24 protein-coding genes and 1 pseudogene are annotated in these 23,624 nt (G+C 72.0%); 19 read left to right on the top strand and 6 right to left on the bottom strand.

The genetic code is table 11. From position 1 onward, the window contains the following. Nucleotides 1-40: 40 nt before the first annotated feature. The 3 genes from FF096_RS07390 to FF096_RS07380 form a co-directional block, all read right to left on the bottom strand. Nucleotides 41-622, bottom strand: a complete 582-nt coding sequence (locus FF096_RS07390; protein ID WP_155215682.1) for a PadR family transcriptional regulator — start codon at nt 620-622, stop codon at nt 41-43. A gap of 69 nt (nt 623-691) precedes the next feature. Beyond that, a complete protein-coding gene (locus FF096_RS07385) occupies nt 692-1,126 on the bottom strand; it encodes a ferritin-like domain-containing protein (RefSeq protein WP_155215680.1) in 435 nt (144 codons plus the stop codon). After that, complete coding sequence (locus FF096_RS07380; protein ID WP_309222923.1) at nt 1,123-1,575, bottom strand: hypothetical protein; 453 nt, start codon at nt 1,573-1,575, stop codon at nt 1,123-1,125. The genes FF096_RS07385 and FF096_RS07380 overlap by 4 nt, the downstream gene beginning before the upstream one ends. Before the next feature lie 218 nt (nt 1,576-1,793). Here FF096_RS07380 and rimP point away from each other — a divergent pair, with 218 nt between their 5' ends. From rimP to FF096_RS07330, 10 genes and pseudogenes are all read left to right on the top strand, one after another. Then, nucleotides 1,794-2,438: a ribosome maturation factor RimP gene (gene rimP, locus FF096_RS07375; protein ID WP_155215677.1), complete on the top strand. Its 645-nt coding sequence runs from the start codon at nt 1,794-1,796 to the stop codon at nt 2,436-2,438. Then, the gene (gene nusA / locus FF096_RS07370; protein ID WP_309222849.1) at nt 2,435-3,478 is read left to right on the top strand and encodes a transcription termination factor NusA; all 1,044 of its coding nucleotides are present in this window, start codon (nt 2,435-2,437) and stop codon (nt 3,476-3,478) included. Before rimP ends, nusA begins: the two co-directional genes overlap by 4 nt. A gap of 16 nt (nt 3,479-3,494) precedes the next feature. Further along, nucleotides 3,495-3,825 (top strand): annotated as a pseudogene (locus FF096_RS07365) (YlxR family protein). Nucleotides 3,826-3,918: 93 nt separating this feature from the next. Beyond that, on the top strand, nt 3,919-6,888 hold the full coding sequence (gene infB / locus FF096_RS07360) for a translation initiation factor IF-2 (protein ID WP_309222848.1): 2,970 nt from the start codon (nt 3,919-3,921) through the stop codon (nt 6,886-6,888). 91 nt (nt 6,889-6,979) lie between these two features. Then, nucleotides 6,980-7,273 carry a DUF503 domain-containing protein gene (locus FF096_RS07355; RefSeq protein WP_155215673.1) on the top strand — a complete coding sequence of 98 codons (294 nt, stop codon included), beginning with the start codon at nt 6,980-6,982 and terminating at the stop codon, nt 7,271-7,273. Between the two features lie 134 nt (nt 7,274-7,407). Then, nucleotides 7,408-7,890, top strand: coding sequence for a 30S ribosome-binding factor RbfA (gene rbfA / locus FF096_RS07350; protein ID WP_155215671.1), 483 nt, complete (start codon nt 7,408-7,410; stop codon nt 7,888-7,890). A 107-nt stretch (nt 7,891-7,997) separates the two neighbouring features. Next, entirely contained in the window at nt 7,998-9,035 is a 1,038-nt protein-coding gene (locus tag FF096_RS07345; protein WP_155216091.1) for a bifunctional oligoribonuclease/PAP phosphatase NrnA, read from the top strand. Between the two features lie 63 nt (nt 9,036-9,098). Continuing rightward, on the top strand, nt 9,099-9,506 hold the full coding sequence (locus tag FF096_RS07340) for a hypothetical protein (RefSeq protein WP_155216089.1): 408 nt from the start codon (nt 9,099-9,101) through the stop codon (nt 9,504-9,506). Then, a complete protein-coding gene (locus tag FF096_RS07335) occupies nt 9,506-9,715 on the top strand; it encodes a DUF6186 family protein (RefSeq protein ID WP_196222489.1) in 210 nt (69 codons plus the stop codon). Before FF096_RS07340 ends, FF096_RS07335 begins: the two co-directional genes overlap by 1 nt. A 540-nt stretch (nt 9,716-10,255) precedes the next feature. After that, the gene (locus FF096_RS07330; RefSeq protein WP_155215667.1) at nt 10,256-11,599 is read left to right on the top strand and encodes an MATE family efflux transporter; all 1,344 of its coding nucleotides are present in this window, start codon (nt 10,256-10,258) and stop codon (nt 11,597-11,599) included. On the opposite strand, the gene FF096_RS07325 is transcribed toward FF096_RS07330, so the two are convergent. Next, nucleotides 11,600-11,920 (bottom strand): hypothetical protein, encoded by a 321-nt coding sequence (locus tag FF096_RS07325; protein ID WP_155215665.1) that lies wholly within the window; start codon nt 11,918-11,920, stop codon nt 11,600-11,602. It abuts the gene before it with no gap. 142 nt (nt 11,921-12,062) lie between these two features. Between FF096_RS07325 and truB the strand changes: the two genes are divergently transcribed. The 6 genes from truB to dapB all read left to right on the top strand — a co-directional run bounded on the left by truB (nt 12,063) and on the right by dapB (nt 19,318). Continuing rightward, the gene (gene truB / locus FF096_RS07320; protein ID WP_309222847.1) at nt 12,063-12,947 is read left to right on the top strand and encodes a tRNA pseudouridine(55) synthase TruB; all 885 of its coding nucleotides are present in this window, start codon (nt 12,063-12,065) and stop codon (nt 12,945-12,947) included. A 51-nt stretch (nt 12,948-12,998) separates the two neighbouring features. Further along, nucleotides 12,999-13,928 carry a bifunctional riboflavin kinase/FAD synthetase gene (locus FF096_RS07315; protein WP_155215662.1) on the top strand — a complete coding sequence of 310 codons (930 nt, stop codon included), beginning with the start codon at nt 12,999-13,001 and terminating at the stop codon, nt 13,926-13,928. Nucleotides 13,929-14,120: 192 nt separating this feature from the next. Further along, complete coding sequence (gene rpsO, locus FF096_RS07310) at nt 14,121-14,390, top strand: 30S ribosomal protein S15 (protein ID WP_155215661.1); 270 nt, start codon at nt 14,121-14,123, stop codon at nt 14,388-14,390. 222 nt (nt 14,391-14,612) lie between these two features. Continuing rightward, the gene (locus FF096_RS07305; protein ID WP_155215660.1) at nt 14,613-16,979 is read left to right on the top strand and encodes a polyribonucleotide nucleotidyltransferase; all 2,367 of its coding nucleotides are present in this window, start codon (nt 14,613-14,615) and stop codon (nt 16,977-16,979) included. Nucleotides 16,980-17,123: 144 nt separating this feature from the next. After that, the gene (locus FF096_RS07300; protein ID WP_309222922.1) at nt 17,124-18,485 is read left to right on the top strand and encodes a pitrilysin family protein; all 1,362 of its coding nucleotides are present in this window, start codon (nt 17,124-17,126) and stop codon (nt 18,483-18,485) included. A 65-nt stretch (nt 18,486-18,550) separates the two neighbouring features. Beyond that, nucleotides 18,551-19,318, top strand: a complete 768-nt coding sequence (gene dapB / locus FF096_RS07295; RefSeq protein WP_309222846.1) for a 4-hydroxy-tetrahydrodipicolinate reductase — start codon at nt 18,551-18,553, stop codon at nt 19,316-19,318. A gap of 48 nt (nt 19,319-19,366) precedes the next feature. Here the strand turns inward: dapB and FF096_RS07290 are convergent, their stop codons facing one another. Beyond that, nucleotides 19,367-19,948 carry a GNAT family N-acetyltransferase gene (locus FF096_RS07290; protein ID WP_155215658.1) on the bottom strand — a complete coding sequence of 194 codons (582 nt, stop codon included), beginning with the start codon at nt 19,946-19,948 and terminating at the stop codon, nt 19,367-19,369. Nucleotides 19,949-19,983: 35 nt separating this feature from the next. On the opposite strand from FF096_RS07290, the gene FF096_RS07285 reads away from it, so the two are divergent. Further along, on the top strand, nt 19,984-21,273 hold the full coding sequence (locus FF096_RS07285) for a glycosyltransferase family 87 protein (protein WP_309222845.1): 1,290 nt from the start codon (nt 19,984-19,986) through the stop codon (nt 21,271-21,273). Here FF096_RS07285 and FF096_RS07280 read toward each other — a convergent pair. Further along, nucleotides 21,169-21,723 carry a GNAT family N-acetyltransferase gene (locus FF096_RS07280; protein ID WP_155215657.1) on the bottom strand — a complete coding sequence of 185 codons (555 nt, stop codon included), beginning with the start codon at nt 21,721-21,723 and terminating at the stop codon, nt 21,169-21,171. The genes FF096_RS07285 and FF096_RS07280 overlap by 105 nt on opposite strands. Nucleotides 21,724-21,801: 78 nt before the next feature. Here FF096_RS07280 and FF096_RS07275 point away from each other — a divergent pair, with 78 nt between their 5' ends. Further along, complete coding sequence (locus FF096_RS07275; protein WP_155215655.1) at nt 21,802-23,031, top strand: winged helix-turn-helix domain-containing protein; 1,230 nt, start codon at nt 21,802-21,804, stop codon at nt 23,029-23,031. Further along, nucleotides 23,028-23,621: a DUF2752 domain-containing protein gene (locus FF096_RS07270; protein WP_375335305.1), complete on the top strand. Its 594-nt coding sequence runs from the start codon at nt 23,028-23,030 to the stop codon at nt 23,619-23,621. Before FF096_RS07275 ends, FF096_RS07270 begins: the two co-directional genes overlap by 4 nt. Nucleotides 23,622-23,624 lie beyond the last annotated feature (3 nt).

Below are 23,624 nucleotides of genomic sequence, written 5' to 3'. Positions count from 1 at the left end.
CTCGGGTCGGGGGTGGCCGGCGTCCGCCCGCCTCCGGTGGTCACCGTCGTGCCTCCTCACCGCTGTGGCCCACCGCCTCGGAGAGGGGCGCTGGGCCAGCGGCCGGGGGGCGGTGGCGTACCAGGCTGCTCTCGCAGTGGTCGAGCCAGCGCACCTCGGCCTCGGCATGGAACACCATGGCGTCCAGGGCCAGTCGCCACGGCAGGTCCTCCGGACGGTCGCTGGAGTACTTCAGCCGGGTCAGCTCCTGCAACGTACGCATGGTGCTGGTCCGCTGGGTCTGCACCACCGCGCGGACGTCCACGCCGGGGGTGGTCAACGCGAGCGCCAGCTTGATCGCCAACTCGTCCCGGGGACGGTCGGACCGGCTGATCGGGGTGGCGAACCAGAGCGCCAGGTCCGCCCGCCCGGCGTCGGTGATCTCGTACGGACGCTGTCCGGCCGCGCTCTCCGGCAGCGATCTCACCAGGCCGTCCCGTTCGAGGCGGGACAGCGTGGTGTAGACCTGCCCGATGTTCAGCGGCCAGGTAGAGCCGGTCGACTCCTCGAAGGCGGCCCTGAGCTGGTAGCCGTACATCTGCCCGCGTTCGAGCAGGGCGAGCAGGCCGTGGCGGATGGACATGGACCGGAGTATGCATACCTGGTATGTCGACCGCAACTGGACGGCGGCCCCGCCCGCGTCCTGCCCGGCTCAGGCGGGGCGACCCGGGAACGGCACCGTCAGCGGGGTGATGCCGGCGCTGCGCCGCCAGCGGGTCGCCCGTACCGCGTACTCCACCAGGGCGGCCAGGGCGCGATCCCGGTCGGCACCCGTGCTGACCGGCAGCGCCGCCCGCCAGAAGGCCGCGGTGCGTTCCTCCACCTGCACGGCGAGTCGCAGCGCGCTGGCCCGGTCGGTCACCGGGAACGGCAGCGCGTAGCCGGCCCGATCCGGCGGAATGCTGCCATTGTCACCGCTCAGCTGCACCACCAGGGCGTCCCGACGGGCGCGGTGGGCGGCCTCCGCAGCCACCGCCGCCTTGCGTTCGGCGTCGTCGAGTCGCACCCCGATGGGTCCGTAGGCCCAGATCGCGGCGTACTCGGCGGTGAGGACCTCGGCGAGCGCCTCGGACAGGTCACTGCTCATCGCAGCGCCTCCAGGTGGGTGGCGCGGGCGGCGGCGATCGAGCCGAGCAGCGCGACGCGTTCGGTGGGCGCTGCGGCGCAGGCCGCGATCGCCGCCTCCCGGCCGGCGCGCTCGGACTGGCGCAGGGCGGCGAGCGCGGTCGACCGGTCGGCCGACGGCGGATCGGTTGGGGCTGCCGTGGGGGTGGCCGAGGCGGTCGCCACACCGGTCAGCCGAGCCAGCTCCGCGGCGTGTGTCTCGTGTGACTCGGCCAGCGGAACCAGCCGGGTGGCCAGGTCGGGGTGGATCACGGCGGCGGCTCGCAGGCCCGCCGCCAGCCGCAGCGACTCGTCCAGCAGCGGAGCGAGCGGATCGGGCGGCGGCGGTTGTTCGTCGCGGTCGAACAGACCGCAACCGGTCAGCGGCGCGACGGCCCCGCCGGCCGCCAACAGTGCGCCGGCTCGCAGCACCGTGCGTCGGGGAAGCGAGGACGTTTCGTCCCGCCGAGTCGTTCTGCCCATCGCCACCGGACAAGTCAACACCATCGCCGTGACCTGTGTCCGGCGGTGGCGTCGGTGCGCCGCTCGGGCCGTCGTCCCGGCGGCGCGTTACGCTCTGCGCAGCCACCGGCGCGTCCGCACCGGTGGCGTGCCGGCATGGCGTCGGCGAGCAGCGGAAGGGTCTTCAGATGACGCAGCGTGGCCGTGCCACCAGGACGACGGGGCGACCCCGGGGTGGTCAGGCCGCGCGGGTGGGTCAGACCTCCCGTGGTGACCTCGCCGCCCGCCGCGAACGGCTGCGCTCGGTGATCACACCGGTGGTGCAGGACGCCGGCTACGACCTGGAGGACCTCGCGGTCTCCCGAGCCGGCCGCCGGCACGTGGTGCGCGTGATCGTCGACGCCGACGGCGGCATCAACCTGGACGCGGTGGCGGACGTGTCGCGGGCGATCTCGGCCGCACTCGACGCGGCGGAGGAGAGCGGCGGCGACATCCTCGCGGGGGAGTACCAGCTCGAGGTCAGCTCGCCGGGCGTGGACCGCCCGTTGACGCTGCCCCGGCACTGGCGGCGCAACGTGGGGCGACTGGTCCGGGTGACCGTACGCGGTGGCGCCGCCGGGCAGCCCGGGGGTGACCGACAGGTCATCGGCCGCGTGGTGGAGGCCGACGCCGAGCGGGTGGTGCTGGAGGTCGACGCGGACCGCGCGGAGTGGGCCTACGCCGATCTTGGACCGGGTCGGGTGCAGGTCGAGTTCACCCGCCTCGACGAACTGGCCGAATCAGAAGACGTCGACGACGATGACGATGACGATGTGGAGGACGAGGAGAGGTGAACATCGACCTCGCGGCGCTGCGCGCACTGGAGCGCGAGCGGGAGATCCCGTTCGACACGATCCTCGCGGCGATTGAGACCGCGCTGTTGACCGCGTACCGGCACACCGAGGGCGCGGAGCCGCACGCTCGGGTGGAGATCGACCGAAAGACCGGCGCGGCCCTTGTCTACGCCCAGGAGCTGAGCGCCGAGGGCACCGTGGAGCGGGAGTGGGACGACACCCCGCACGACTTCGGCCGGATCGCCGCCATGACCGCCAAGCAGGTGATCCTCCAGCGGTTGCGGGAGGCCACCGACGAGGTGCACTTCGGTGAGTACGTCGGCCGCGACGGTGACCTGGTCACCGGCGTGGTGCAGGCGCACGAGGCGCGGGCCGAGAAGGGCATCGTCACCGTCGACCTGGGCAAGCTGGAGGGGGTCCTGCCGCAGTCGGAGCAGGTGCCCGGCGAGCGGTACACCCATGGTGAGCGGATCCGGTGCGTGGTGGTGCACGTGGCCAAGGGCATGCGTGGGCCGCAGATCACATTGTCCCGGACTCACCCGAACCTGGTGAAGAAGCTCTTCGCCCTGGAGGTGCCGGAGATCGCCGACGGCACGGTCGAGATCGGCGCGATCGCCCGTGAGGCTGGTCACCGTACGAAGATCGCGGTGCGTTCCACCGCCGCCGGGGTCAACGCCAAGGGCGCCTGCATCGGCCCGATGGGCCAGCGGGTCCGCGCGGTGATGAGCGAGCTGCACGGCGAGAAGATCGACATTATCGACTGGTCGGACGATCCGGCGACCTTCGTCGGCAACGCCCTCTCCCCGGCCAAGGCACTGCGCGTCGAGGTGGTCGACCTGGCCAACCGGGCCGCGCGGGTGACCGTTCCGGACTTCCAGCTTTCGTTGGCAATCGGGCGAGAAGGGCAGAATGCCCGTCTTGCCGCCCGACTGACCGGTTGGCGAATCGACATTCGGTCCGATGCGGAACAAAACGAAACCGCCGGCCGTTCCGGGGCTGATCAAGTCCGGGAACCGGGCGGAGCGGTGTCGGGCAGCTAGGGGTAGACTTCCACCAGTGGCACGACGCGCGCTGCCGGAGCGCACCTGTGTGGGTTGTCGACGGCGCGCACCGGCCAGTGAATTGCTGCGGATAGTCGCGGTCGGTAACGAGGCTGGCTTCAGCCTCCGACCTGATCCGACCCGCACGCTGCCGGGTCGGGGAGCGAACATGCACCCGGATCCGGCCTGCTTCGCGCAGGCAGTGCGGCGTCGTGCCTTCGGGCGCGCGCTGCGGGTCGCCGGGGTTCCGGATGACGGGGCCCTCGCGGAGTACCTGACGCGTCAACCACCACGTCCGGTCACCCGATCGGACGAGGGCCGCTAGCAAGGTAGGACGACCGACATGAGCACACGATGAAGTCCCAGAAATGATCAGGCTTCAAGTGCACGAGTGAGGTCGCTGCGGGTGCTGCCCGCACGACCTCGGAGTGAGGAGTGCAGTGGCAGGTAAGGCCCGCGTACACGAGCTTGCAAAAGAGCTCGGGGTCGAAAGCAAGACCGTACTCGCCAAGCTCAAGGAGATGGGCGAGTTCGTCAAGTCCGCGTCGAGCACCGTCGAGGCGCCAGTCGCCCGACGGCTGCGCAGCGCCTTCGTCGCCTCGGGTGGCTCCGGTGCCCCGTCGGCAGCGCCGTCGGCACCATCGGCTCCGTCGGCGACGCCGACCCCGCCGCCGACCCCCGGCGAGCCTCGGGTCACCGCCAAGCCGACGCCGCCACGGCGTCCGGCGGTGCCCGGGCCGAAGCCGAAGGCCCCGGTGCCCGGTCCGCCGCCAGCGGCGACCCCGGTCGCCAAGCCGGCGAGTGCTCACGACATCGAGGTGGCCGCCGCGGAGGCGCGTGCGGCCGCGCTGAAGGCTGAGCAGGAGGCTGCGGTCAAGGCCGCGCAGGCCGCCCGCCAGCAGCAGCGGGAGAACGTCCGCCGGGAGCCCCCGGCCGACGGCGCAGCCCGCCCGGGTCCGCGACCCGGTCCCGGCACGATGCCGCCCCGTCCGGGTTCTCCGGCGGCGGGTCGTCCCGGTGGTCCCACCCCCGGGCCGGGCGGCCGGCAGGGTCGCCCGCCGGCGCGGGGCGCCGGTAACAACCCCTTCGGTATTCAGGGCAGCCAGCAGCAGCGGCCACCGGCCGCCGGTGCCGGTGGTGGTGCCCGTCCCAGCCCGGCGTCGATGCCGCCGCGGCCGAGCCCGGCGTCCATGCCGCCGCGGCCGAGCCCGGCCTCGATGCCGAGCCAGCGTCCGGGTCGTCCGGGCGGTCCGGGTGCCGGACGTGCCGGTGGCGGCGCTGGTCGTCCGGGCGGCGGTGGCGGTGGCTACCGTGGCGGTCCCGGTGGCGGCGGTGGCGGTGGCTACCGTGGCGGTCCCGGTGGCGGTGGCGGCGGTGGTTACCGTGGCGGCCCCGGTGGCGGTGGCGGCGGTGGATTCCGTCCGGGTGCGCCGGCCGGTGGCGGCGGTCGCCCAGGTGGCGGCGGCCGTGGCCGGGGCGGTGGCGCCGCGGGTGCCTTCGGGCGTCCGGGCGGCAAGCCCACCCGTGGCCGCAAGTCCAAGAAGCAGCGCAGACAGGAGTTCGACAACCTGTCGGCCCCGACCATGAGCTCGGGTGCTCCCCGGGGTCAGGGGCAGACGGTGCGTCTCTCCCGGGGCGCCTCGCTGTCGGACTTCGCCGACAAGATCAACGCCAACCCGGGTTCGCTGGTCCAGGAGATGTTCAACCTGGGCGAGATGGTCACCGCGACGCAGTCGTGCTCGGACGACACGCTGCTGCTGCTCGGTGAGCACCTGGGCTTCAACGTGCAGATCGTCAGCCCGGAGGACGAGGATCGCGAGCTGCTCGCGCAGTTCAACATCGACCTCGACGCCGAGGTGGCGGAGGACCGCCTGGTCAGCCGCGCCCCGGTGGTGACCGTCATGGGTCACGTCGACCACGGTAAGACCAAGCTGCTCGACGCGATCCGCAAGGCGAACGTCGTCGCGGGTGAGGCCGGAGGCATCACCCAGCACATCGGTGCCTACCAGGTCCACGTGCCGCACGAGGGCGAGGACCGCGCGGTGACCTTCATCGACACCCCGGGTCACGAGGCGTTCACCGCCATGCGTGCCCGTGGTGCCCAGGTGACGGACATCGTGATCCTGGTGGTCGCGGCCGACGACGGTGTCATGCCGCAGACCATCGAGGCGTTGAACCACGCCAAGGCGGCCGAGGTGCCGATCGTGGTCGCGGTCAACAAGGTCGACAAGCCCGAGGCGAACCCGGACAAGGTCCGCCAGCAGCTGACCGAGTACGGCCTGGTCGCCGAGGAGTACGGCGGCGACACCATGTTCGTCAACGTGGCCGCGAAGCCCGGTATCGGCATCGAGGACCTGCTCGAAGCGGTACTGCTCACCGCCGACGCGTCGCTGGAGCTGACCGCTCCGATCGACGGGCCGGCGCAGGGTGTGGCCATCGAGGCGCACCTGGACAAGGGCCGTGGTGCGGTGGCGACCGTGCTGGTGCAGAAGGGCACCCTGCGGGCGGGCGACTCGATCGTCGCCGGTGGGGCGCACGGCCGGGTCCGGGCGATGCTCGACGAGAACGGCAACCAGGTCACCGAGGCTGGTCCGGCACGTCCGGTCATGGTTCTCGGTCTGACCGCGGTGCCGGGGGCGGGCGACACCTTCCTCGCGGCGGCGGACGACCGCACGGTGCGGCAGATCGCCGAGCAGCGGCAGGCACGTCGACGGGCGGCGGCGTTCGCCAACTCCCGTGGTCGGGCCACCCTCGAGACGCTCATGGAGCAGCTCAAGGAGGGCGAGAAGACGTCGCTCAACCTCATCCTCAAGGGCGATGTCTCCGGTTCGGTGGAGGCCCTGGAGGACGCGCTGTTCAACCTCGACATCCCCGAGGAGGTCCAGCTCAAGGTCCTCGACCGGGGTGTCGGCGCGATCACCGAGAGCAACGTCATGCTGGCGAGCGCGTCGTCCGAGCCGGTCACGATCATCGGCTTCAACGTGCGGGCCTCCAACAAGGTCCGCGAGATGGCCGACCGCGAGGGCGTGGAGATTCGGTACTACACCGTCATCTACCAGGCCATCGAGGAGATCGAGGCGGCGCTCAAGGGCCTGCTCAAGCCGGAGTACGAGGAGGTCGAGCTCGGCACCGCGGAGATCCGCGACGTGTTCCGCTCGTCCAAGATCGGCAACATCTCCGGTTGCATCGTCCGGTCGGGCGTCATCCGACGGAACGCGAAGGCGCGCCTGCTGCGCGACGGCGCGGTCGTGGCGGACAACCTCACGATCAGCTCGCTGAAGCGGTTCAAGGACGACGCGACGGAGGTCCGGGAGGGCTTCGAGTGCGGTCTGACCCTGGGTGGTTACAACAACGTCCAGGTCGGCGACGTGATCGAGACCTTCGAGATGCGGGAGAAGGCTCGCGCCTGATCCTGCGGTAACGCACTGATCAAGGGGTTTACGCCGGTCGGCGTAAACCCCTTGATCATGTGGGGTGGGATGCGGGTAGTGTCCGCAGACGATGTACACCGCAACCGCAGTATTCGACCTGCTGCTTCCGGGGGACTCCCGGTCGCTGAAGGCCAAGAGATCGTACGTGCGCCCGATCGTCGCGGCACTTCGCCGATTCGAGGTGTCGGTCGCCGAGGTGGGGGCGCTGGACCTGCACGGGCGAGCGGAGATCGGGGTGGCCGTGGTGGCCGCCGAGGCGGCACACGCCCGCGAGGTGCTCGACTCGTGTGAGCGGCTCGTCGCGGGTCGTCCGGAGATCGACCTGCTGTCGGTGCGTCGCAGGCTGTACGGCGACGACGACTGAGCTGGTTGGCAGCCGCCCCGCACGCCCGAGCGGACGGCGCGGGTAGGGTTCGGGTATTGGGGTCGGTCGGGGCTCCGGTGACGCTGGCGTCACCGGTTCCGGTCGGTAGCGGCGACGCCGTGGAGGTGGCGGAGATGACGGATGCGGCCAAGGTACGCCGGCACGCGGAGCGGGTGCGCGAACTGGTCGCGTCGGTGGTGCGGAGTCAGATCAAGGACCCTCGACTCGGCATGATCACCATTACCGACGCCCGGATCACGGCCGACCTGCGTGACGCCACGGTCTTCTACACCGTGCTCGGTGACGCGGCGGCCCAGGCGGCCACCGCAGCCGCACTGGACAGCGCCAAGGGGATGCTGCGCAGCACGGTCGGCAAGGCTCTCGGGCTGCGGCACTCGCCGACGTTGACCTTCGTGCTGGACGACGTCCAGGACCAGGTCAAGCACATCGACGATCTGCTCGCCGCGGCCCGCAACGCCGACGCTGAGGTGCAGCGCCTGGCCGCCCGCGCCGAGTACGCCGGGGAGGCACAGCCGTACCGCCTCGACGAGGACGAAGACGACGAGGCCGACGAGGACGAGACCGCCGACGACTCCCGTGGCGGGGAACGGCGGTGACCGCTCCCTCCAGTGGGGCCCGTGCCGGCTCCGAGGCTGCCGTGCTGCGGCAGCCCGGCTCCGATCGGTCTGCTCCGGCGGCCTCCGCCGCCCCGGCCGACGGCGCGTTGGCCTCCGCCGGCCCCACCGAGGCCGACTGGTCTGCCGCAGTGGCAGCGGTACGCGGGCTGCCCGCCGACGGTCGGGTGCTGCTGATCTGCCACGTCAACCCGGACGGGGACGCGCTGGGCAGCATGCTCGGCTTCGCGCTCGGGCTGCGGCGGCTCGGTGTGGGCCGTTTGCAGGCCACCTTCCCCGGCCCGCCGGAGGTGCCCGAGCCGCTGCGCGGCCTGCCCGGTCTGGAGTTGCTGGTGCCGGAGACGGAGGCCGACCCCGAGCCGGATCTGGTCATCTGCTTCGACGCGGCGAGTGAGTCGCGGCTCGGCGCGCTGGCTGGCCGGTTGGCGGGGAAGGGCATCGCGTTGGTGCTCGACCATCACGCCTCGAACAGCGGCTTCGGTGACGTGAACCTGGTCGACCCGGCTGCTGCGGCGACCGCCGTGGTCGCCGAGCAGCTGTTGGACCGGCTCGGTGTACCGTTGGACGCGGGCATCGCCGAGTGCCTGTACGTGGCGTTGAGCACCGACACCGGCTCGTTCCGGTTCGACGCGACCACCCCGGCGGTGCACGAGATGGCGGCCCGGCTGCTGGCCACCGGGATCCGGCCGGGGGACATCTCGCGGCGGGTGTTCGACAGCCGGCCGTTCGGCGCGGTGCGGCTCTTCGGCGAGGTGCTCGGGCGGGCTCGGCTGGAGCCCGAGGAGGCCGGTGGGCAGGGCCTCGTCTGGACGTACGCGACCCTGGACGACCTGGCCCGCCACGAGCAGCGGCCGTACGTCCTGGAAGCGCTCATCGATCCGGTGCGCTGTACCGCCGAGGCCGACGTGAGCTGTGTGATCAAGCAGACCGCGCCGGACGTGTGGGCGGTGTCCCTGCGCAGCAAGGGCGCGACGGACGTGAGTCGGGTGGCGGTCGCGCTGGGCGGCGGTGGCCATCGACTGGCCGCCGGTTTCACCGGCCGTGGCACGGTTGACGAGGTGGTCGAGCGGATCCGGGCGCAGTTGCGGGTGGGCAGCCGGGACGGTGGCGCCGACCAGCAGGGGTGATTTCAGGGTCAACTCCGGGGCGTCGCCGCTTCGGCACCTGGACAGGATGGGGAGAATCGGATGATGGAGCAGCCCCACGATCTCACCGTTGACGCCCCTCGCACGTGGGAGCGACCGGTTGTCTGCGTACCGGTGCTGGTCGCCCTCTCACTGGTCGGTGGTCGGTTCCCGTCCTTCTCGACCGAGGCCAACGTCTACGTGTTCGGTGCCGGCGGGGTGCTGATCTGGCTCGGTCTGACCAAGCGGGTGCAGGCTCGCCCGGCACCCGAGCAGTTGAGATCCGGCGCGATCTGGTGGGCGCTGCCGGTGGTGGTCTTCGGGATCTTCGAGGGCGCCACCTTCTTCGCGGCGGCCGGTGACGACTTCCCCACCTTCTCCCGGCTGGCCGATCCGCTGCTGGAGGACCGCCTGGTCCGCTCGGCGGCCTGGCTGGTGTGGCTGTCGGCGTTCTGGGGACTGGTGCGGCGATGATGCGGGCTCTGGCGATCGGCGGGTTCCTGGTCGGGCTGGCGCTGTTCGGGCTGGTCGAGTGGCTGGCCCGGCGGGAGGGCTCGAAGATTCCGACGCTCGGTGAGATCTGCGCCTACATCATGCGGTACGAGGTGGGTCCGGTGCCGGTGGGCAGGATCGGTCTGTTCGGTTTCTGGTGGTGGATCGGCTGGCATTTCCTGGCGAGGTGACGGCGAGCCGACTTGTCCAGATCGCGGGAACAGCGCGCACCATGTGGACCTGAACGATAACTTGGGAAACGGTCGGCGCCGCTTCGGCGCAGGTCAGGGGCGGAGCCATACCCGGTGCCGCCTCGTTCCAGGGTCGACCGACCCGGGCCACCAGGCCGCCCTCTCGCCGCTCCGGCGACCCCGGAGTCGGCTCGCGGGGCGACAGTCCTCGCACCGCCCACGACGCGCCGCCGCGCCCGGTGACGCGTGCCCTGGAAGGACCCATCATGGCCGCCAAGCCCAACAAGCCCGACACCACCGACGAGGCCCGTGAGCAGGCTCGCCGCGCCCTTCAGACCTCCATGGACACCCGTCAGTGACCGTTCTCGACCGGTGGTGACGTTCCGTCGTCGACGCGTACCGCGTCACCTTCGGTCCGGCCGTCCGCCCATGTCGCCGGGCGGGCCCGGTCCAGCCCGCACGGTAGCCGGGGAGCGCTCGCCCGAGTAAGTGGCGGGCAAGATTGCGACCCTTACTTCTCCCGTGCCACGATCTGCGGTGATGAGTCAGTCCACCCTCGCCACCGACCGGGTCGCGTCGCCGCGGCGGATCGCCGCGCTCGCCCTGCCGGCCCTCGTGGTACTCGCCGCCGAACCCCTCTACGTGCTCGTCGACACCGCGGTCGTCGGCCATCTGGGCCGGGTGCCGCTGGCAGCGGTGGCGGTCGGCGGGACCGTTATGACCCTCACCGCCTGGCTGGGCACCGTGGTCGCGTACGGCACGACCGGCCGCGCCGCCCGCCGGTTCGGTGCCGGCGACCGCGCCGCCGCAGTGGCCGAGGGCGTCCAGGCGTCCTGGACGGCCCTTGGCGTGGGACTGGCGGTCGTCATCGGCATGCAGTTCGGTGGCGGCGCCCTGGCGGGTGCCCTGGCCGGCGGTGGCGAGGTCGGCGTCGCCGCTGCCGATTGGCTGCGGGTCGCCGCCTTCGGTGCCCCCGGGCTACTGCTCGCCGCCGCCGGGAACGGCTGGCTACGGGGTGTGCAGGACACCCGCCGACCGCTGCTCTTCGTCGTCGGCCCCAACCTGCTCTCCGCGGTGCTCTGTCCGGTGCTGGTCTACCCGGTCGGCATGGGGCTGATCGGCTCGGCGGTGGCGAACGTGATCGCGCAGACCCTCTCCGGTGCCCTCTTCGCCGCCGCCCTGGTGGCCGAGCGGGTCGCGCTGCGCCCGCGTCCCCGGGTCATCGGGCAGCAACTGGTGCTCAGCCGGGACCTGTTGATCCGGGGGGTGGCCTTCCAGGCGAGCTTCCTGTCCGCCACGGCGGTCGCCGCCCGGTTCGGTGCCGCCACGGTCGGTGCCCACCAGATCGCGGTGCAGCTCTGGTTCTTCGCGGCACTGGTGCTCGACGCGCTGGCCATCGCCGCGCAGGCGCTGGTCGGGGCGGCGCTCGGTGGCAATGACGAGGCGTCCGCCCGGGCGTTGGCCCGCCGGATCGGCCGCCTCGGCGCGCTCTGCGGCACGGCCTTCGCCGTGCTCGCGGCGGCCGGTGCGGGCGTGGTGCCCACCTGGTTCAGTTCGGATCCGGCAGTGCACCAGCAGGCGTTGGTGGCCTGGCCGTGGTTCGCCGCGATGCTGCCGCTGGCCGGGGTGGTGTTCGCCCTCGACGGCGTGCTGATCGGCGCCGGTGACGTGCGCTATCTGCGGAACCTCACGGTGGCCGGCGCGTTCGGCGGCTTCCTACCGGCGATCTGGCTGGCGTACGCCTTCGACCTGGGCCTCGGTGGTGTCTGGGCGGGGCTGATGCTGTTCACCGTGATCCGCCTGGTCGGGCTCCTGCTCCGGCTGCGCAGCGGTGCCTGGGCAGTGACCGGCGCGGTCCGTGGCCAGGAACGCGCCGTGGCCTGATCAGGCCTGGCCGTAGAGGGCGTGAAGGAGCAGGACCAGGGCCAGGCTCGCCACGAAGGAGACCAGCATGGCGACGACCTTGACCGTGTTCGGATAGCGCTCGCGTAGGCGCTGCCGTCGCTGCCAGGCCCACCAGCGGCGCCGGAGCGCCGCGGCACCGGGCAGGGCGACCAGATTCTCGGTGATCCGGACGCCGAGCGTGCGGCGTGCCGGTGGTGGGTCCAGCATCCAGCTCGGCAGCACGGTGGGTCGGTCGGGTGGCCGCAGGCGGGCGGGATCGTCGGGCGGGTGCGTTCGATCGTGCTCGCGGTCCGTGGTCATCTCGTGCTCCCCGTGGTCATGACGGCGGGTTCTACCGTCGCCGATGTCGTCATCGTGTCAAGGACGGCCGGTTGCTGGATATCCGATTTCGGCGCCTGTCCGGTGCTCAGGCCCTCCGGTGGGTCTGGCAGGCTTGCACGTCGTGAGCACAGACGGCCTGATCGTGGTGGACAAGCCCGGCGGAATGACCTCGCACGACGTGGTGGCCAGGATCCGCAGGCTGGCCCGGACCAGGCGTGTCGGGCACGGCGGCACGCTCGACCCGATGGCCACCGGTGTCCTGGTCGTCGGGGTGGGCCGGGCCACCCGGTTGCTGACGTACGTGATCGGCGCGGACAAGAGCTACACCGCGACCATCCGGCTCGGTCAGGCCACCGTCACCGACGACGCGGAAGGTGACGTGATCGCCACCACGCCCGCCGGTGCGGTAACCGACGAGGCGATCCACAGCGCCCTGGCCGAGTTGACCGGGGAGATCGATCAGGTGCCGAGCGCGGTGAGCGCTATCAAGATCAATGGACAGCGGGCGTACAAGCGGGTCCGTGAGGGGGAGAGCGTCGATCTGCCGGCCCGACGGGTCACCGTCTCCCGGCTCGACGTGCTGGCCATCCGGCGGGACCATCCCGACGTGGTCGACGTCGACGTCGACGTGGCCTGCTCGACCGGGACGTACATCCGGGCGATCGCCCGTGACGCGGGCCTGGCGCTGCGGGTCGGCGGCCACCTGACCGCACTGCGGCGAACCGCCGTGGGCGGGTTCGGTCTGGCCGAGGCGGTCACCCTCGACGAGTTGGAGCGGCGCGCGCCGGACGTGGTGGGCCTGCCACTGGCGGATGCGGCCGCACGGTTCTTCCCCCGTCGGGACGCCACCGCCGAGGAGGCCAAGGTGCTCTCCCACGGCGGTCCGCTCGACCCGGTCGGCCACACCGGCCCGTACGCGGTCTTCGATCCGGCCGGCGGGCTGATCGCTATCGTCAGCGAGCGGGCCGGTCGGGCCCGCGCGGAGATCGTGCTCGCCCCGGCCTGACACCGGTGCCGGACGGCCGACGGTCCGAGCGAACGACAGCGAAGGAGCAGCATGCAGCGGTGGCGGGGGTACGACGCGGCGCCCAGTGGCTGGGGACGGTCGGTCGTCACCATCGGCGTCTTCGACGGCGTGCACAAGGGGCACCAGGCGACGATCGGGCACGCGGTGGCCCGAGCCCGGAAACTCGGCGTGCAGTCGGTGGTGGTCACCTTCGACCCGCACCCGGCCGAGGTGGTGCGGCCCGGTTCCCACCCGGCGGTGCTGACCGAGCCCGCTCGCAAGGCGGAACTGATCGAGGCCCTCGGGGTGGACGTGCTCTGTGTGATGCCGTTCACGCCCGAGCTGTCCCGGTTGCCGGCCGAGGCGTTCGTGCACGACGTGCTGGTCGAGCACCTGCACGCCGCGCTCGTGGTGGTGGGCGAGAACTTCCGGTTCGGCCACCGGGCCGCCGGTGACGTGGCGCTGCTGGAGCGGCTCGGCCGGACGTTCGGCTTCGCGGTCGAAGGGGCTCCGCTGGTGGCCGAGTCCGGCACCGTCTTCTCTTCGACGTACATCCGCTCCTGCGTTGACGCGGGCGACGTGACCGCAGCGGCCAACGCGCTGGGCCGCCCGCACCGGCTGGAGGGTGTGGTCGTCCGGGGCGACCAGCGGGGGCGTGAACTGGGCTTCCCGACCGCCAACCTGCTCTGCCACCGGTACGCGGCGGTCCCGGCCGACGGCGTCTACGCCGCCCGGATGATCCGCCGGGGGCAGCGGGAGCCGCTCGCCGCCGCCGTGTCGATCGGCACCAACCCGACCTTCTCCGGCCGGGAGCGGCGGGTCGAGGCGTACGCGTTGGACTTCGACGGCGACCTCTACGGCGAGCGGCTGGCGCTGGACTTCGTGGCGCATCTGCGCGGTCAGGCCCGCTTCGACTCGATCGAACCGCTGATCGCCCAGATCGCCCAGGACGTCGAGCGGACCCGCAAGGTGCTGGGCTGAGCGTCGTCGACCCGTCCACGGCCCTTGACCGGCCGCTTCGGGTGGATGCTGGTAGGCTGATCGAGACGTCGGCTGACCGACGTGGGGCCTCGCCTGCCTGCTCGACGCCGTGGGTGCGAGGACCATCCGTCACCGGTGCCGTTAGCCCGGTCCGACGGACAGCATCGAGACACCCACCAGAACAGGGAGAACATGGCGCTCGACCAGCAGACCAAGGCCAAGATCCGCGAGGAGTACGCGACCGCTGAGGGTGACACCGGGTCGCCCGAGGTGCAGGTCGCGGTCCTCACCAAGCGGATCGCTGATCTCACCGAGCACCTGAAGGTGCACAAGCACGACCACCACAGCCGTCGTGGGCTGCTGTTGCTGGTCGGTCGTCGCCGTCGGTTGCTCAACTACGTCCAGAAGAAGGACATCAACCGCTACCGGTCGCTCATCGAGCGGCTCGGCCTGCGCCGGTGACGTGACGGGGGAGTGACCCACCAGGTCACTCCCCCGTCGGCGTCCCCATCCGAGAAACGGGCCGCGACCACCCAGACGGGGAGTGTCGGCGTACCGGTCTCCGGTAGTGGCCTCCGGGCACCCTGGCAACCCGCCGGCGGTCCCGGACGCTTCGATCGAAGACCGGCCGTCCGCACAGCTCCCGCGTCGTGGCTCCCCGATGCGAAGGAGCATTGACACAGCATGACCGAGACCAAACTCGGCACCGAAACCCGCACCGCCGTGATCGACAACGGGTCGTTCGGCACCCGTGAGATCACCTTCTCCACCGGCCGGCTGGCCCGACAGGCCGCCGGCAGCGTCACGGCCCAGCTCGGCGAGACGGTCGTCCTCTCCGCCACCACCGCCGGCAAGCAGCCGAAGGAGCAGTTCGACTTCTTCCCGCTGACCGTCGACGTGGAGGAGCGGATGTACGCCGCGGGCCGCATCCCCGGCTCGTTCTTCCGTCGCGAGGGTCGGCCCAGCGAGGACGCCATCCTCACCTGCCGCCTGATCGACCGGCCGCTGCGCCCGTCGTTCGTCAAGGGCCTGCGCAACGAGGTCCAGGTCGTCGAGACGATCCTCGCGCTCGACCCGCAGCACCCGTACGACGTCGTCGCCATCAACGCCGCGTCGATGTCGACCAAGCTTTCCGGCCTGCCGTTCTCCGGCCCGATCGGGGCGACCCGGATGGCCCACGTGGACGGCCAGTGGATCGCCTTCCCGACCCACGAGGAGCTGGCTCGGGCGACCTTCGACATGGTGGTCGCCGGCCGCGCCCTGCCCGACGGCGACGTCGCGATCATGATGGTCGAGGCGGAGGCCACCGAGCACACCGTGAAGCTGGTCGCCGGTGGCGCGCCCGCCCCGACCGAGGAGGTCGTGGCCAGCGGCCTGGAGGCCGCCAAGCCCGCCATCCGCGAGCTGTGCCGGGCGCAGAGCGAGCTGGCCGAGGTCGCCGCCAAGCCGGTCGCCGAGTTCCCGGTCTTCCTGGACTACGCCGACGACGCGTACGACGCGGTCGCCGACCTGGCCCGTGCCGACGTGGCCGAGGCCCTCCAGATCGCCGGCAAGGCGGACCGCGAGGAGGCCCTGGACGCCATCAAGCAGCGGGTGCACGAGGAACTCGGCGCCCGTTTCGAGGGCCGGGAGAAGGAACTCTCCGCCGCGTTCCGCTCGCTGACCAAGTCCGAGGTGCGCAGCCGGGTGCTGCGTGAGCAGGTCCGCATCGATGGTCGGGGTCCGCGCGACATCCGTCCGCTGACCGCCGAGGTGGGCGTGCTGCCCCGGGTGCACGGCTCGGCGTTGTTCGAGCGCGGCGAGACCCAGATCCTCGGCGTCACCACGCTCAACATGCTGCGCATGGAGCAGGCGTTGGACACCCTCTCCCCGGAGAAGTCCAAGCGCTACATGCACAACTACAACTTCCCGCCGTACTCCACCGGTGAGACCGGTCGGGTTGGCTCGCCGAAGCGCCGCGAGATCGGGCACGGTGCGCTCGCGGAGCGGGCGCTGATCCCGGTGCTGCCCTCGCGGGAGGAGTTCCCGTACGCCATCCGGCAGGTCTCCGAGGCACTGGGCTCCAACGGCTCCACCTCGATGGGTTCGGTCTGCGCCTCGACGCTGGGCCTGCTCAGCGCCGGTGTGCCGCTGAAGGCGCCGGTCGCCGGCATCGCCATGGGCCTCATCTCCGACGAGGTCGACGGCAAGACCCAGTACGTGACGCTGACCGACATCCTCGGTGCCGAGGACGCCTTCGGTGACATGGACTTCAAGGTCGCCGGCACCCGGGACTTCGTCACCGCGCTCCAGCTGGACACCAAGCTCGACGGCATCCCGTCCGACGTGCTGGCCGCCGCGCTCCAGCAGGCGCACGAGGCCCGGCAGACCATCCTGGACGTGATGCAGCGGGCGATCGAGGCTCCGGCCGAGATGTCCGACTACGCGCCCCGGGTCACCACGGTCAAGATCCCCGTCGACAAGATCGGCATGGTGATCGGCCCGAAGGGTCAGACCATCAACGCGATCCAGGACGAGACCGGCGCCGAGATCTCCATCGAGGACGACGGCACGATCTACGTCGGTGCGACGAACGGTCCGTCGGCGCAGGCGGCGGTCGAGCGGATCAACGCGATCGCCAACCCGACCCTGCCCAAGGTCGGCGACCGGTTCCTCGGCACGGTGGTGAAGACCGCACCGTTCGGTGCGTTCGTCTCGCTGCTGCCGGGCCGCGACGGCCTGCTGCACATCTCCAAGGTGGGCGACGGCAAGCGGGTCGAGAAGGTCGAGGACTTCCTCAACGTCGGTGACCGGGTCGAGGTCGAGATCGCCGACATCGACCAGCGCGGCAAGATCTACCTGGACAAGGTCCGCCCGGAGGGTGCCGAGGCACCGGCCGCCGCAGCCGGCGAGGAGCGGCCCGCCGGCCGTGACCGTGGTGGCGACCGGGGGCCGCGTGACCGGGGCGACCGTGAGCGCGGTGGCGACCGGGGTGGCCGGGGACCGGAGCGCGGTGACGGTGGCGAGGGTGGCGGCGAGTCCCGCCCTCGGCGTCGCACCCGGCACAGCTGATCCCCGCGCAGCCGAACTGATCCACTGACCGGCCGGGCGACATCGTCGCCCGGCCGGTTCGTAACCGAGCACTCCTTGACGCCGTACTGGAAGCAGGTGGCCGTGAGCCGGACCCGGTATTCGTCCTCTCCCGGGGCCCGATCGGTGCCCCGTACCGGTCGACAGGCCACCGCGACCACTCGCGCCGCCGGTGGCTCGCCCCGCGCGGTGACCCGGACCCTGAGCGACGACCCGCTGGGCGGCACGGTACGTCGTACAGTGCTGCCGAACGGGCTGCGGGTGCTGACCGAGGCGATCCCGGCGATGCGCAGCGTCTCGTTCGGCATCTGGGTGGGGGTCGGCTCGCGGGACGAGACCGGGCCGCAGGCGGGTGCCGCCCACTTCCTGGAGCACCTGCTGTTCAAGGGCACCAACAAGCGGAACGCAATGGAGATCTCCTCGGCGATCGAGGCCGTGGGCGGCGAGACCAACGCCTTCACCACGAAGGAGTACACCTGCTACTACGCCCGGGTGCTCGACGAGGACCTGCCGCTGGCCATCGACGTCATGTGCGACCTGGTCGCCGACTCGGTGTTGGAACCGGCCGACGTGGAGACCGAGCGGGGCGTGATCCTCGAAGAGATCGCCATGCACGACGACGAGCCCGGCGACGAGGTGCACGACCTGTTCGCCCGGGCCGTCTACGGTGACCACCCGCTGGGTCGGTTGATCTCCGGCACGGTCGACACGGTCACCCCGATGACCCGTCGGCAGATCCAGAGCTTCTACCGGCGACGCTACGTCGCACCGCAGATCGTCATCGCCGCCGCCGGCAACCTCGACCACGCCGCCGTGGTGCGGCTGGTCCGCCAAGCCCTGCGGGGCACCCCGCTGGACACCGATCCGGCGGCGCCCGCCGGGCACCGGCCCGCCACCCCGGGCGTACCCACCCAGGCCGCCTCGGCGGTGGTGGAGGAGAAGGAGACCGAGCAGGCGCACGTCGTCCTCGGCTGCCCCGGCATCGACCGGCTCGACGAGCGCCGGTTCGCCCTCGGGGTGCTCAACAACGTGCTCGGCGGCGGCATGTCCAGCCGACTGTTCCAGGAGATCCGGGAGCGTCGGGGCCTCGCCTACTCCGTCTACTCCTACGCCAGCCAGTACGCCGACAGCGGCCTGTTCGGCGTCTACGCGGGCTGCGCGCCGGGCCGGGTCGACGAGGTACTGGAGCTGACCCGGGCCGAGTTGGCGCGTACGGCCGCGCACGGCATCACCGAGGCGGAACTGGCCCGGGGCAAGGGGATGAGCAAGGGCTCGTTCGTGCTCGGTCTGGAGGACACCGGCTCCCGGATGAGTCGGCTGGCCAAGGGCGAGCTGCTCTACGGAGATCTGGTGCCGGTCGACGAACTGCTCGACCGGGTCGACGCGATCACCCTCGACGACGTCAACTCCCTCGCGGCCGACCTGCTGAGCCGGCCGATGTCCCTGGCGGTCGTCGGGCCGTTCGGCGGTCGGCAGTTCACCATCTGACCCGTACCCCGCAACGGGGTGGATCACGCGACGCGCCCCCGCCGGGGTGGGATAGGTTGTGCCGCGTGACTGACGAGCAGGAGACGGGTACGCCCGAGTCGATCAAGGTTGGTGTGTTGGGCGCCGGTGGCCGGATGGGTGCCGAGGTGTGCCGGGCCGTCGAGGCCGCCCCCGACATGACACTGGTGGCGACGGTCGACCAGGACGACTCGCTCAGCGACGCCGCCGCAGCGCAGGTGCTCGTCGACTTCACCACCCCCGACGTGGTGATGGACAACCTGCGCTGGTGCATCGACCAGGGCATCCACGCGGTGGTCGGCACCAGCGGCTTCACCGAGCGGCGGCTCGCGGAGGTACGCGGCTGGCTGGCCGACCGGCCCGAGGTGGGTGTGGTGATCGCCCCCAACTTCGGTCTCGGCGCGGTGCTGATGATGCAGTTCGCCGCCCGTGCCGCCCGCTACTTCGAGTCGGTGGAGATCATCGAGCAGCACCACCCACGGAAGCTCGACGCACCCAGCGGCACCGCCATGCACACCGCCCGCCTGGTCGCGGCGGCCCGCGCCGAGGCCGGCCTCGGTCCGGTACCGGACGCCACGAAGGACGAGTTCGCCGGTGCCCGGGGTGCGGACGTCGACGGGGTACGCGTACACGCCGTGCGGGCCACCGGACTGGTCGCCCACCAGGAGGTGCTCTTCGGCGCCACCGGCGAGACGCTGACCATCCGGCACGACTCGTACGACCGGGTCTCGTTCATGCCCGGCGTGCTGCTGGCGGTACGCGCGGTGGGTGACCGCCCGGGTCTGACCCTCGGCCTGGACGCCCTGCTCGACTGACCGTCGCCCGGCGGGAGGTCGGACCCCCGGCGGGCAACCAGGCCGTGCTCAGCCGGCCTGGGGCCCTTCGCCGGGCACGGCGACGTGCAGGCGTAGCTGGGGAACCAGCATGTCGTCGACGTCCAGCGCGCGTCCCGCCCCGTCGGGCTCCCAACCGGCGGTGGTGAGGAACTTCCGGGACGCCTGGTCGCCCTCGAACACCCAGGCCACCGCCCGGGCGAAGCCATCCTCCCGCCACAGGTCGACGCTGGCGGCGAGCAGCCGGGACCCGTGCCCGCGTCGGCCCCAGCGGGGCTCGACCAGCAGGTCGGTCACGGCCACCACGTCCGGGCCGAGTGCGTCGGCCGGCTCGTTCGGGGCCAGCGCCTCGGCGTCGACCGGACCGGAGGCGGCGAAGCCCACCAGATACGATTGCTCGGCCTGTTCGACGGCGACCAGTACGCGGTGGGTGTCGCCAGGGGGCTGGCGCACCGCGGCGTCCCAGCGCTCGGCCAGCGACGCCTCGTCGAGGCCGTCCAGCACGTCCCGGGGCAGCAGCCGCCGGTAGGCGACCCGCCAGGTCGCGAGCTGGATGCGGGCGATCTCGGCGGCGTCCTCGGGACGCGCCGGGCGGACGTACCCGAGACTCATGGCACGACAGCCTACGCAGGGCGAGGGAGGCGACGGTGGCGCAGGGTGCCAGGCGAACGGTCGGGCAGGCCGCCGTGGTGATCGTCCTCGCCGTCGCGGTGGCCGGTTTCCTGGCCGTGGCGGCCGTCCGGCACGGCTTCTTCGACCTGCACGTCTACCGGGGTGCCCTGGTCTGGTGGGTGCACGACGGCGGGGAGATCTACGACTACCTCAAGCCCGGCACCCAGTACGGCTTCACGTATCCGCCGTTCGCCGCGTTGGTGATGCTGCCGATGGCGTACCTGTCCTGGCACGCGGCGATCGTGGTGAGCGTCGCCGCCGGTGTGGTGACCAGCGCGGTGCTGATCTGGTGGCTGCTGGATCCGGTGTCCCGGCGGGTCGGCTGGACCCGCTGGTTCGCCTTCGCCGTGGCGATGTGCCTGGTCGCCGCCTTCGAGCCGATGCGCGAGACCATCAACTTCGGCCAGGTCAACACGCTGCTGCTCTTCCTGGTCGCGGTGGACCTGCTCCGGTTGCTGCCGAGGGGCAGCAGGTGGGCCGGGGTCGGCATCGGTCTGGCCACCGCGATCAAGCTCACTCCGGGCATCTTCATCGTCTACCTGCTGGTGACGCGACGCTGGCGTGCGGCGGTGACCGCGTCCGGGGCGGCGACCGCCGCGACCGTGCTCGCCGCCGCGCTCTTCCCGGACGCCTCCCGGGAGTTCTGGACCAGCGCGTTGTGGAACACCGGCCGGGTCGGTGAGCTGGCCTTCGTCTCCAACCAGTCGCTGCGTGGCGTGGTGGCCCGGCTCGACCCGCAGAGCCCCAGCACGCTGGCCTGGCTGGTGCTGGTCGCCGGGACGCTGGTGCTCTGGGCCTGGCGGTCCCGGGCTGCGGCGTCCGTCGGCGACGAGGCCACCGGACTGGCCCTGACCGGCGCGGTGATGTGCCTGGTCAGCCCGGTCACCTGGGTGCATCACCTGGTGTGGCTGCTGCCGGGCCTGCTGCTGCTGGTGGACCGGGGCATGGCCGCGCCGCCGGGCGGTCGCCGACGTCGGGTGCTGCTGGCGTGCGCCGCCATCGGGTACGCGTTCCTGATCAGCCGGATCGTCTGGGCGTGGGAGAAGGACTTCACCGGCCTCGACGGGTTCCTGTTCAGCAACACCTACGTCTGGATCAGCCTGGCGCTGCTGGCGTTCCTGCCGGTGGGGCGGCCGGTCGTACCCGGGTCGCCGGTGGACTCAGTCGCCGTCGAGTCGGCCGCTGTACCGCAGCTCGACCAGGTCGATCGCCGGTCGGCCACCGGACAGGGGGACCTGGTAGATCGACCGTTCACCGTCCGGTGACAACCCGGCCCGCTCGTAGAACCGGCGGGCCCGGTCGTTGTCGGCGAGCACCCAGAGGCGGTACGTCGTCCAGCCCAGTTGCCGCAGGCCCGCCCGAGCCGCCGCGAACAGGGCCCGAGCGGTGCCGTCACCCCAGTGGGCGGGCGTGACGTAGAGGCTGACCACCTCGCCGTGGGCCGGGTCGAGGTCGCCCCGGTCCTGGTTGTTGCGGTACGGACCGAAGGTGGTGAACCCGACGGTGGTGCCGTCCTCCTCGGCGAGCAGCGTGGTGAACGGGTGGTCCGGGTCGGCGGTGCCGAGGGCTCGGCGGCGCTGCGCCCAGGCCACCGGGTTGAGCCGGGCGAGCACCTCGTCCGGCATGATTCCGGCGTAGCCGGCCTGCCAGCCGCGCACGTGCACCCGGGCGACCGCCTCGGCGTCGTCGGGCTCCTCGCGGCGGATGCTGGGCATGGAAGTAGTTGTAGGCGGCCGGGGGTGGCAGGTCCAGCGGCCGCACCGATGTCGTACGCCTGTCGTAGCCTGCCCGCGATGGTCGCACCGGAATCGCTCTCGCTCGCCCAGGCCCGCCGCGTCGCGTTGGCTGCCCAGGGCTTCACCGACCCGGCACCCACGGCGGTGCCCACCCGTCGGCACCTGCGTCGGGTGCTCGACCGGGTCGGGTTGATCCAGATGGATTCGGTGAACGTGCTGCAACGGGCGCACTACCTGCCGCTCTACAGCCGGCTCGGGCCATACCCGACCGCCCTGCTCGACTCCGCCGCCTACCGCCGCCCGCGTGACCTGTTCGAATACTGGGGCCACGAGGCGTCGTTGGTGCCGGTCACCCTGCATCCGGCGCTGCGGTGGCGGATGGCTCGGGCCCGCACCGACGCCTGGGGCGGGATGCGGCGCATCGTCGCCGAGCAGCCCGCGCTGGTCTCGTGGGTACGCGACGAGGTGGCCGCCCGGGGGCCGCTGACGGCAGCGGAGATCGAGCACGACGGGCCCCGCCAGACCGGCAACTGGGGGTGGAACTGGTCGACGGTGAAGCAGGCCCTGGAGTATCTCTTCTGGGCTGGCGAGGTGTGCGCGGCGGAACGCACCGGTTCCTTCGCCCGTCGCTACGACCTGCCGGAGCGGGTGCTGCCGCCAGCGGTGTTGAACGCGCCGACACCGACCGACGCGGAGGCGTACCGCACCCTGGTGGGCATCGCGGCCCGGTCCCTCGGGGTGGCCGCCGAGCCGGAGCTGCGAGACTATTTCCGGCTGCCGGTGGCCGGCGCTCGGCAGGCCATCGCCGAGCTGGTCGAGGCGGAGCAGTTGCGGCCGGTCACCGTGCCGGGCTGGCGGCAGCCGGCCTGGTTGCACGCCGAGGCCCGACTTCCCCGCTGGGTGCGCGGCAACGGCCTGGTGAGCCCCTTCGACCCACTGGTCTGGGAACGTGCCCGTACCGAGCGGCTGTTCGACTTCAGCTACCGCATCGAGATCTACGTGCCCGCAGCGCGTCGCGTGCACGGCTACTACGTGCTGCCGTTCCGTCAGGGCGAACGCTTCACCGCACGGGTCGACCTCAAGGCGGACCGCAAGGCGGGGGCGCTGCTGGTCCCGGCCGCCTGGGTCGAGCCCGGCGCGGATCCGGGGGAGACTGCGGTCGCCCTGGCCGAGGAGCTGTACCGCCTCGCCGACTGGCTCGGCCTGGACTCGGTGGCACCACCGGCCGCCGGTGACCTGGCGGCTCCGCTGGCCGCCGCGTTGGTGGGCGTCGCCGGTGTACGGTGAGGTTCGTGACGAGCGTTGACCGATCGGACGCGGCTCAGCCGCACCCGTCCGCTGACCCGCACACCGGCCAGCCCTCCGGCGGACCGGCGGCGGGCGCACCTCAGGACTGGCCGGGCGGATATCCCGCCGGTTACCCGGTCGAGTCCGACCGGTTCACCCGGTTCGTGCAGCGGCTCCACGCCCGCACGCCACGCTGGGCGGTGCCGTTGGCCGCAGTCGGCTGTGTCGCCGCCGGCATCGGTTACACGCTGCTCAGTGACCCCACCCGCTCGGCGCCCGACGCCCTGCCGAGCTGCCTGCTCAAGATGACCACCGGGTTGGACTGCCCGGGTTGCGGCGGCACCCGCGCCCTCTGGTACGTGCTGCACGCCGATCTCCCGGCTGCGGCCCGGCACCACTTCCTCTTCGTCTTCGCGTTGCCCTTCCTGGCGTACTTCTTCATCGCCTGGGCCGGCGGGCGGGCCTTCGGTTGGCGACTGCCCGAGCTGCGGGTCGGCCCGAGACTGCTCGGCGGGTTCCTCGCCGCCTGGTTCGCCTTCTCGGTGATCCGCAACCTGCCCTGGCCGCCGTTCACCGCCCTCTACGTCTAGCGA

It is taken from the genome of Micromonospora sp. CP22 (assembly GCF_009712475.1).
GTDB lineage: Bacteria > Actinomycetota > Actinomycetes > Mycobacteriales > Micromonosporaceae > Micromonospora.
The sequence above is the reverse complement of the archived record's forward strand: the minus strand, read 5'-3'. Positions and strand labels throughout refer to the sequence as shown.

Coding starts and splice junctions, on each gene's coding strand:
- FF096_RS07390 (WP_155215682.1), bottom strand. CDS start 622: ATGTCCATCCGCCACGGCCTGCTCGCCCTGCTCGAACGCGGGCAGATG.
- FF096_RS07385 (WP_155215680.1), bottom strand. CDS start 1,126: ATGAGCAGTGACCTGTCCGAGGCGCTCGCCGAGGTCCTCACCGCCGAG.
- rimP (WP_155215677.1), top strand. CDS start 1,794: ATGACGCAGCGTGGCCGTGCCACCAGGACGACGGGGCGACCCCGGGGT.
- FF096_RS07355 (WP_155215673.1), top strand. CDS start 6,980: ATGTACACCGCAACCGCAGTATTCGACCTGCTGCTTCCGGGGGACTCC.
- rbfA (WP_155215671.1), top strand. CDS start 7,408: ATGACGGATGCGGCCAAGGTACGCCGGCACGCGGAGCGGGTGCGCGAA.
- FF096_RS07340 (WP_155216089.1), top strand. CDS start 9,099: ATGGAGCAGCCCCACGATCTCACCGTTGACGCCCCTCGCACGTGGGAG.
- FF096_RS07335 (WP_196222489.1), top strand. CDS start 9,506: ATGCGGGCTCTGGCGATCGGCGGGTTCCTGGTCGGGCTGGCGCTGTTC.
- FF096_RS07330 (WP_155215667.1), top strand. CDS start 10,256: ATGAGTCAGTCCACCCTCGCCACCGACCGGGTCGCGTCGCCGCGGCGG.
- FF096_RS07325 (WP_155215665.1), bottom strand. CDS start 11,920: ATGACCACGGACCGCGAGCACGATCGAACGCACCCGCCCGACGATCCC.
- FF096_RS07315 (WP_155215662.1), top strand. CDS start 12,999: ATGCAGCGGTGGCGGGGGTACGACGCGGCGCCCAGTGGCTGGGGACGG.
- rpsO (WP_155215661.1), top strand. CDS start 14,121: ATGGCGCTCGACCAGCAGACCAAGGCCAAGATCCGCGAGGAGTACGCG.
- FF096_RS07305 (WP_155215660.1), top strand. CDS start 14,613: ATGACCGAGACCAAACTCGGCACCGAAACCCGCACCGCCGTGATCGAC.
- FF096_RS07290 (WP_155215658.1), bottom strand. CDS start 19,948: ATGAGTCTCGGGTACGTCCGCCCGGCGCGTCCCGAGGACGCCGCCGAG.
- FF096_RS07280 (WP_155215657.1), bottom strand. CDS start 21,723: ATGCCCAGCATCCGCCGCGAGGAGCCCGACGACGCCGAGGCGGTCGCC.
- FF096_RS07275 (WP_155215655.1), top strand. CDS start 21,802: ATGGTCGCACCGGAATCGCTCTCGCTCGCCCAGGCCCGCCGCGTCGCG.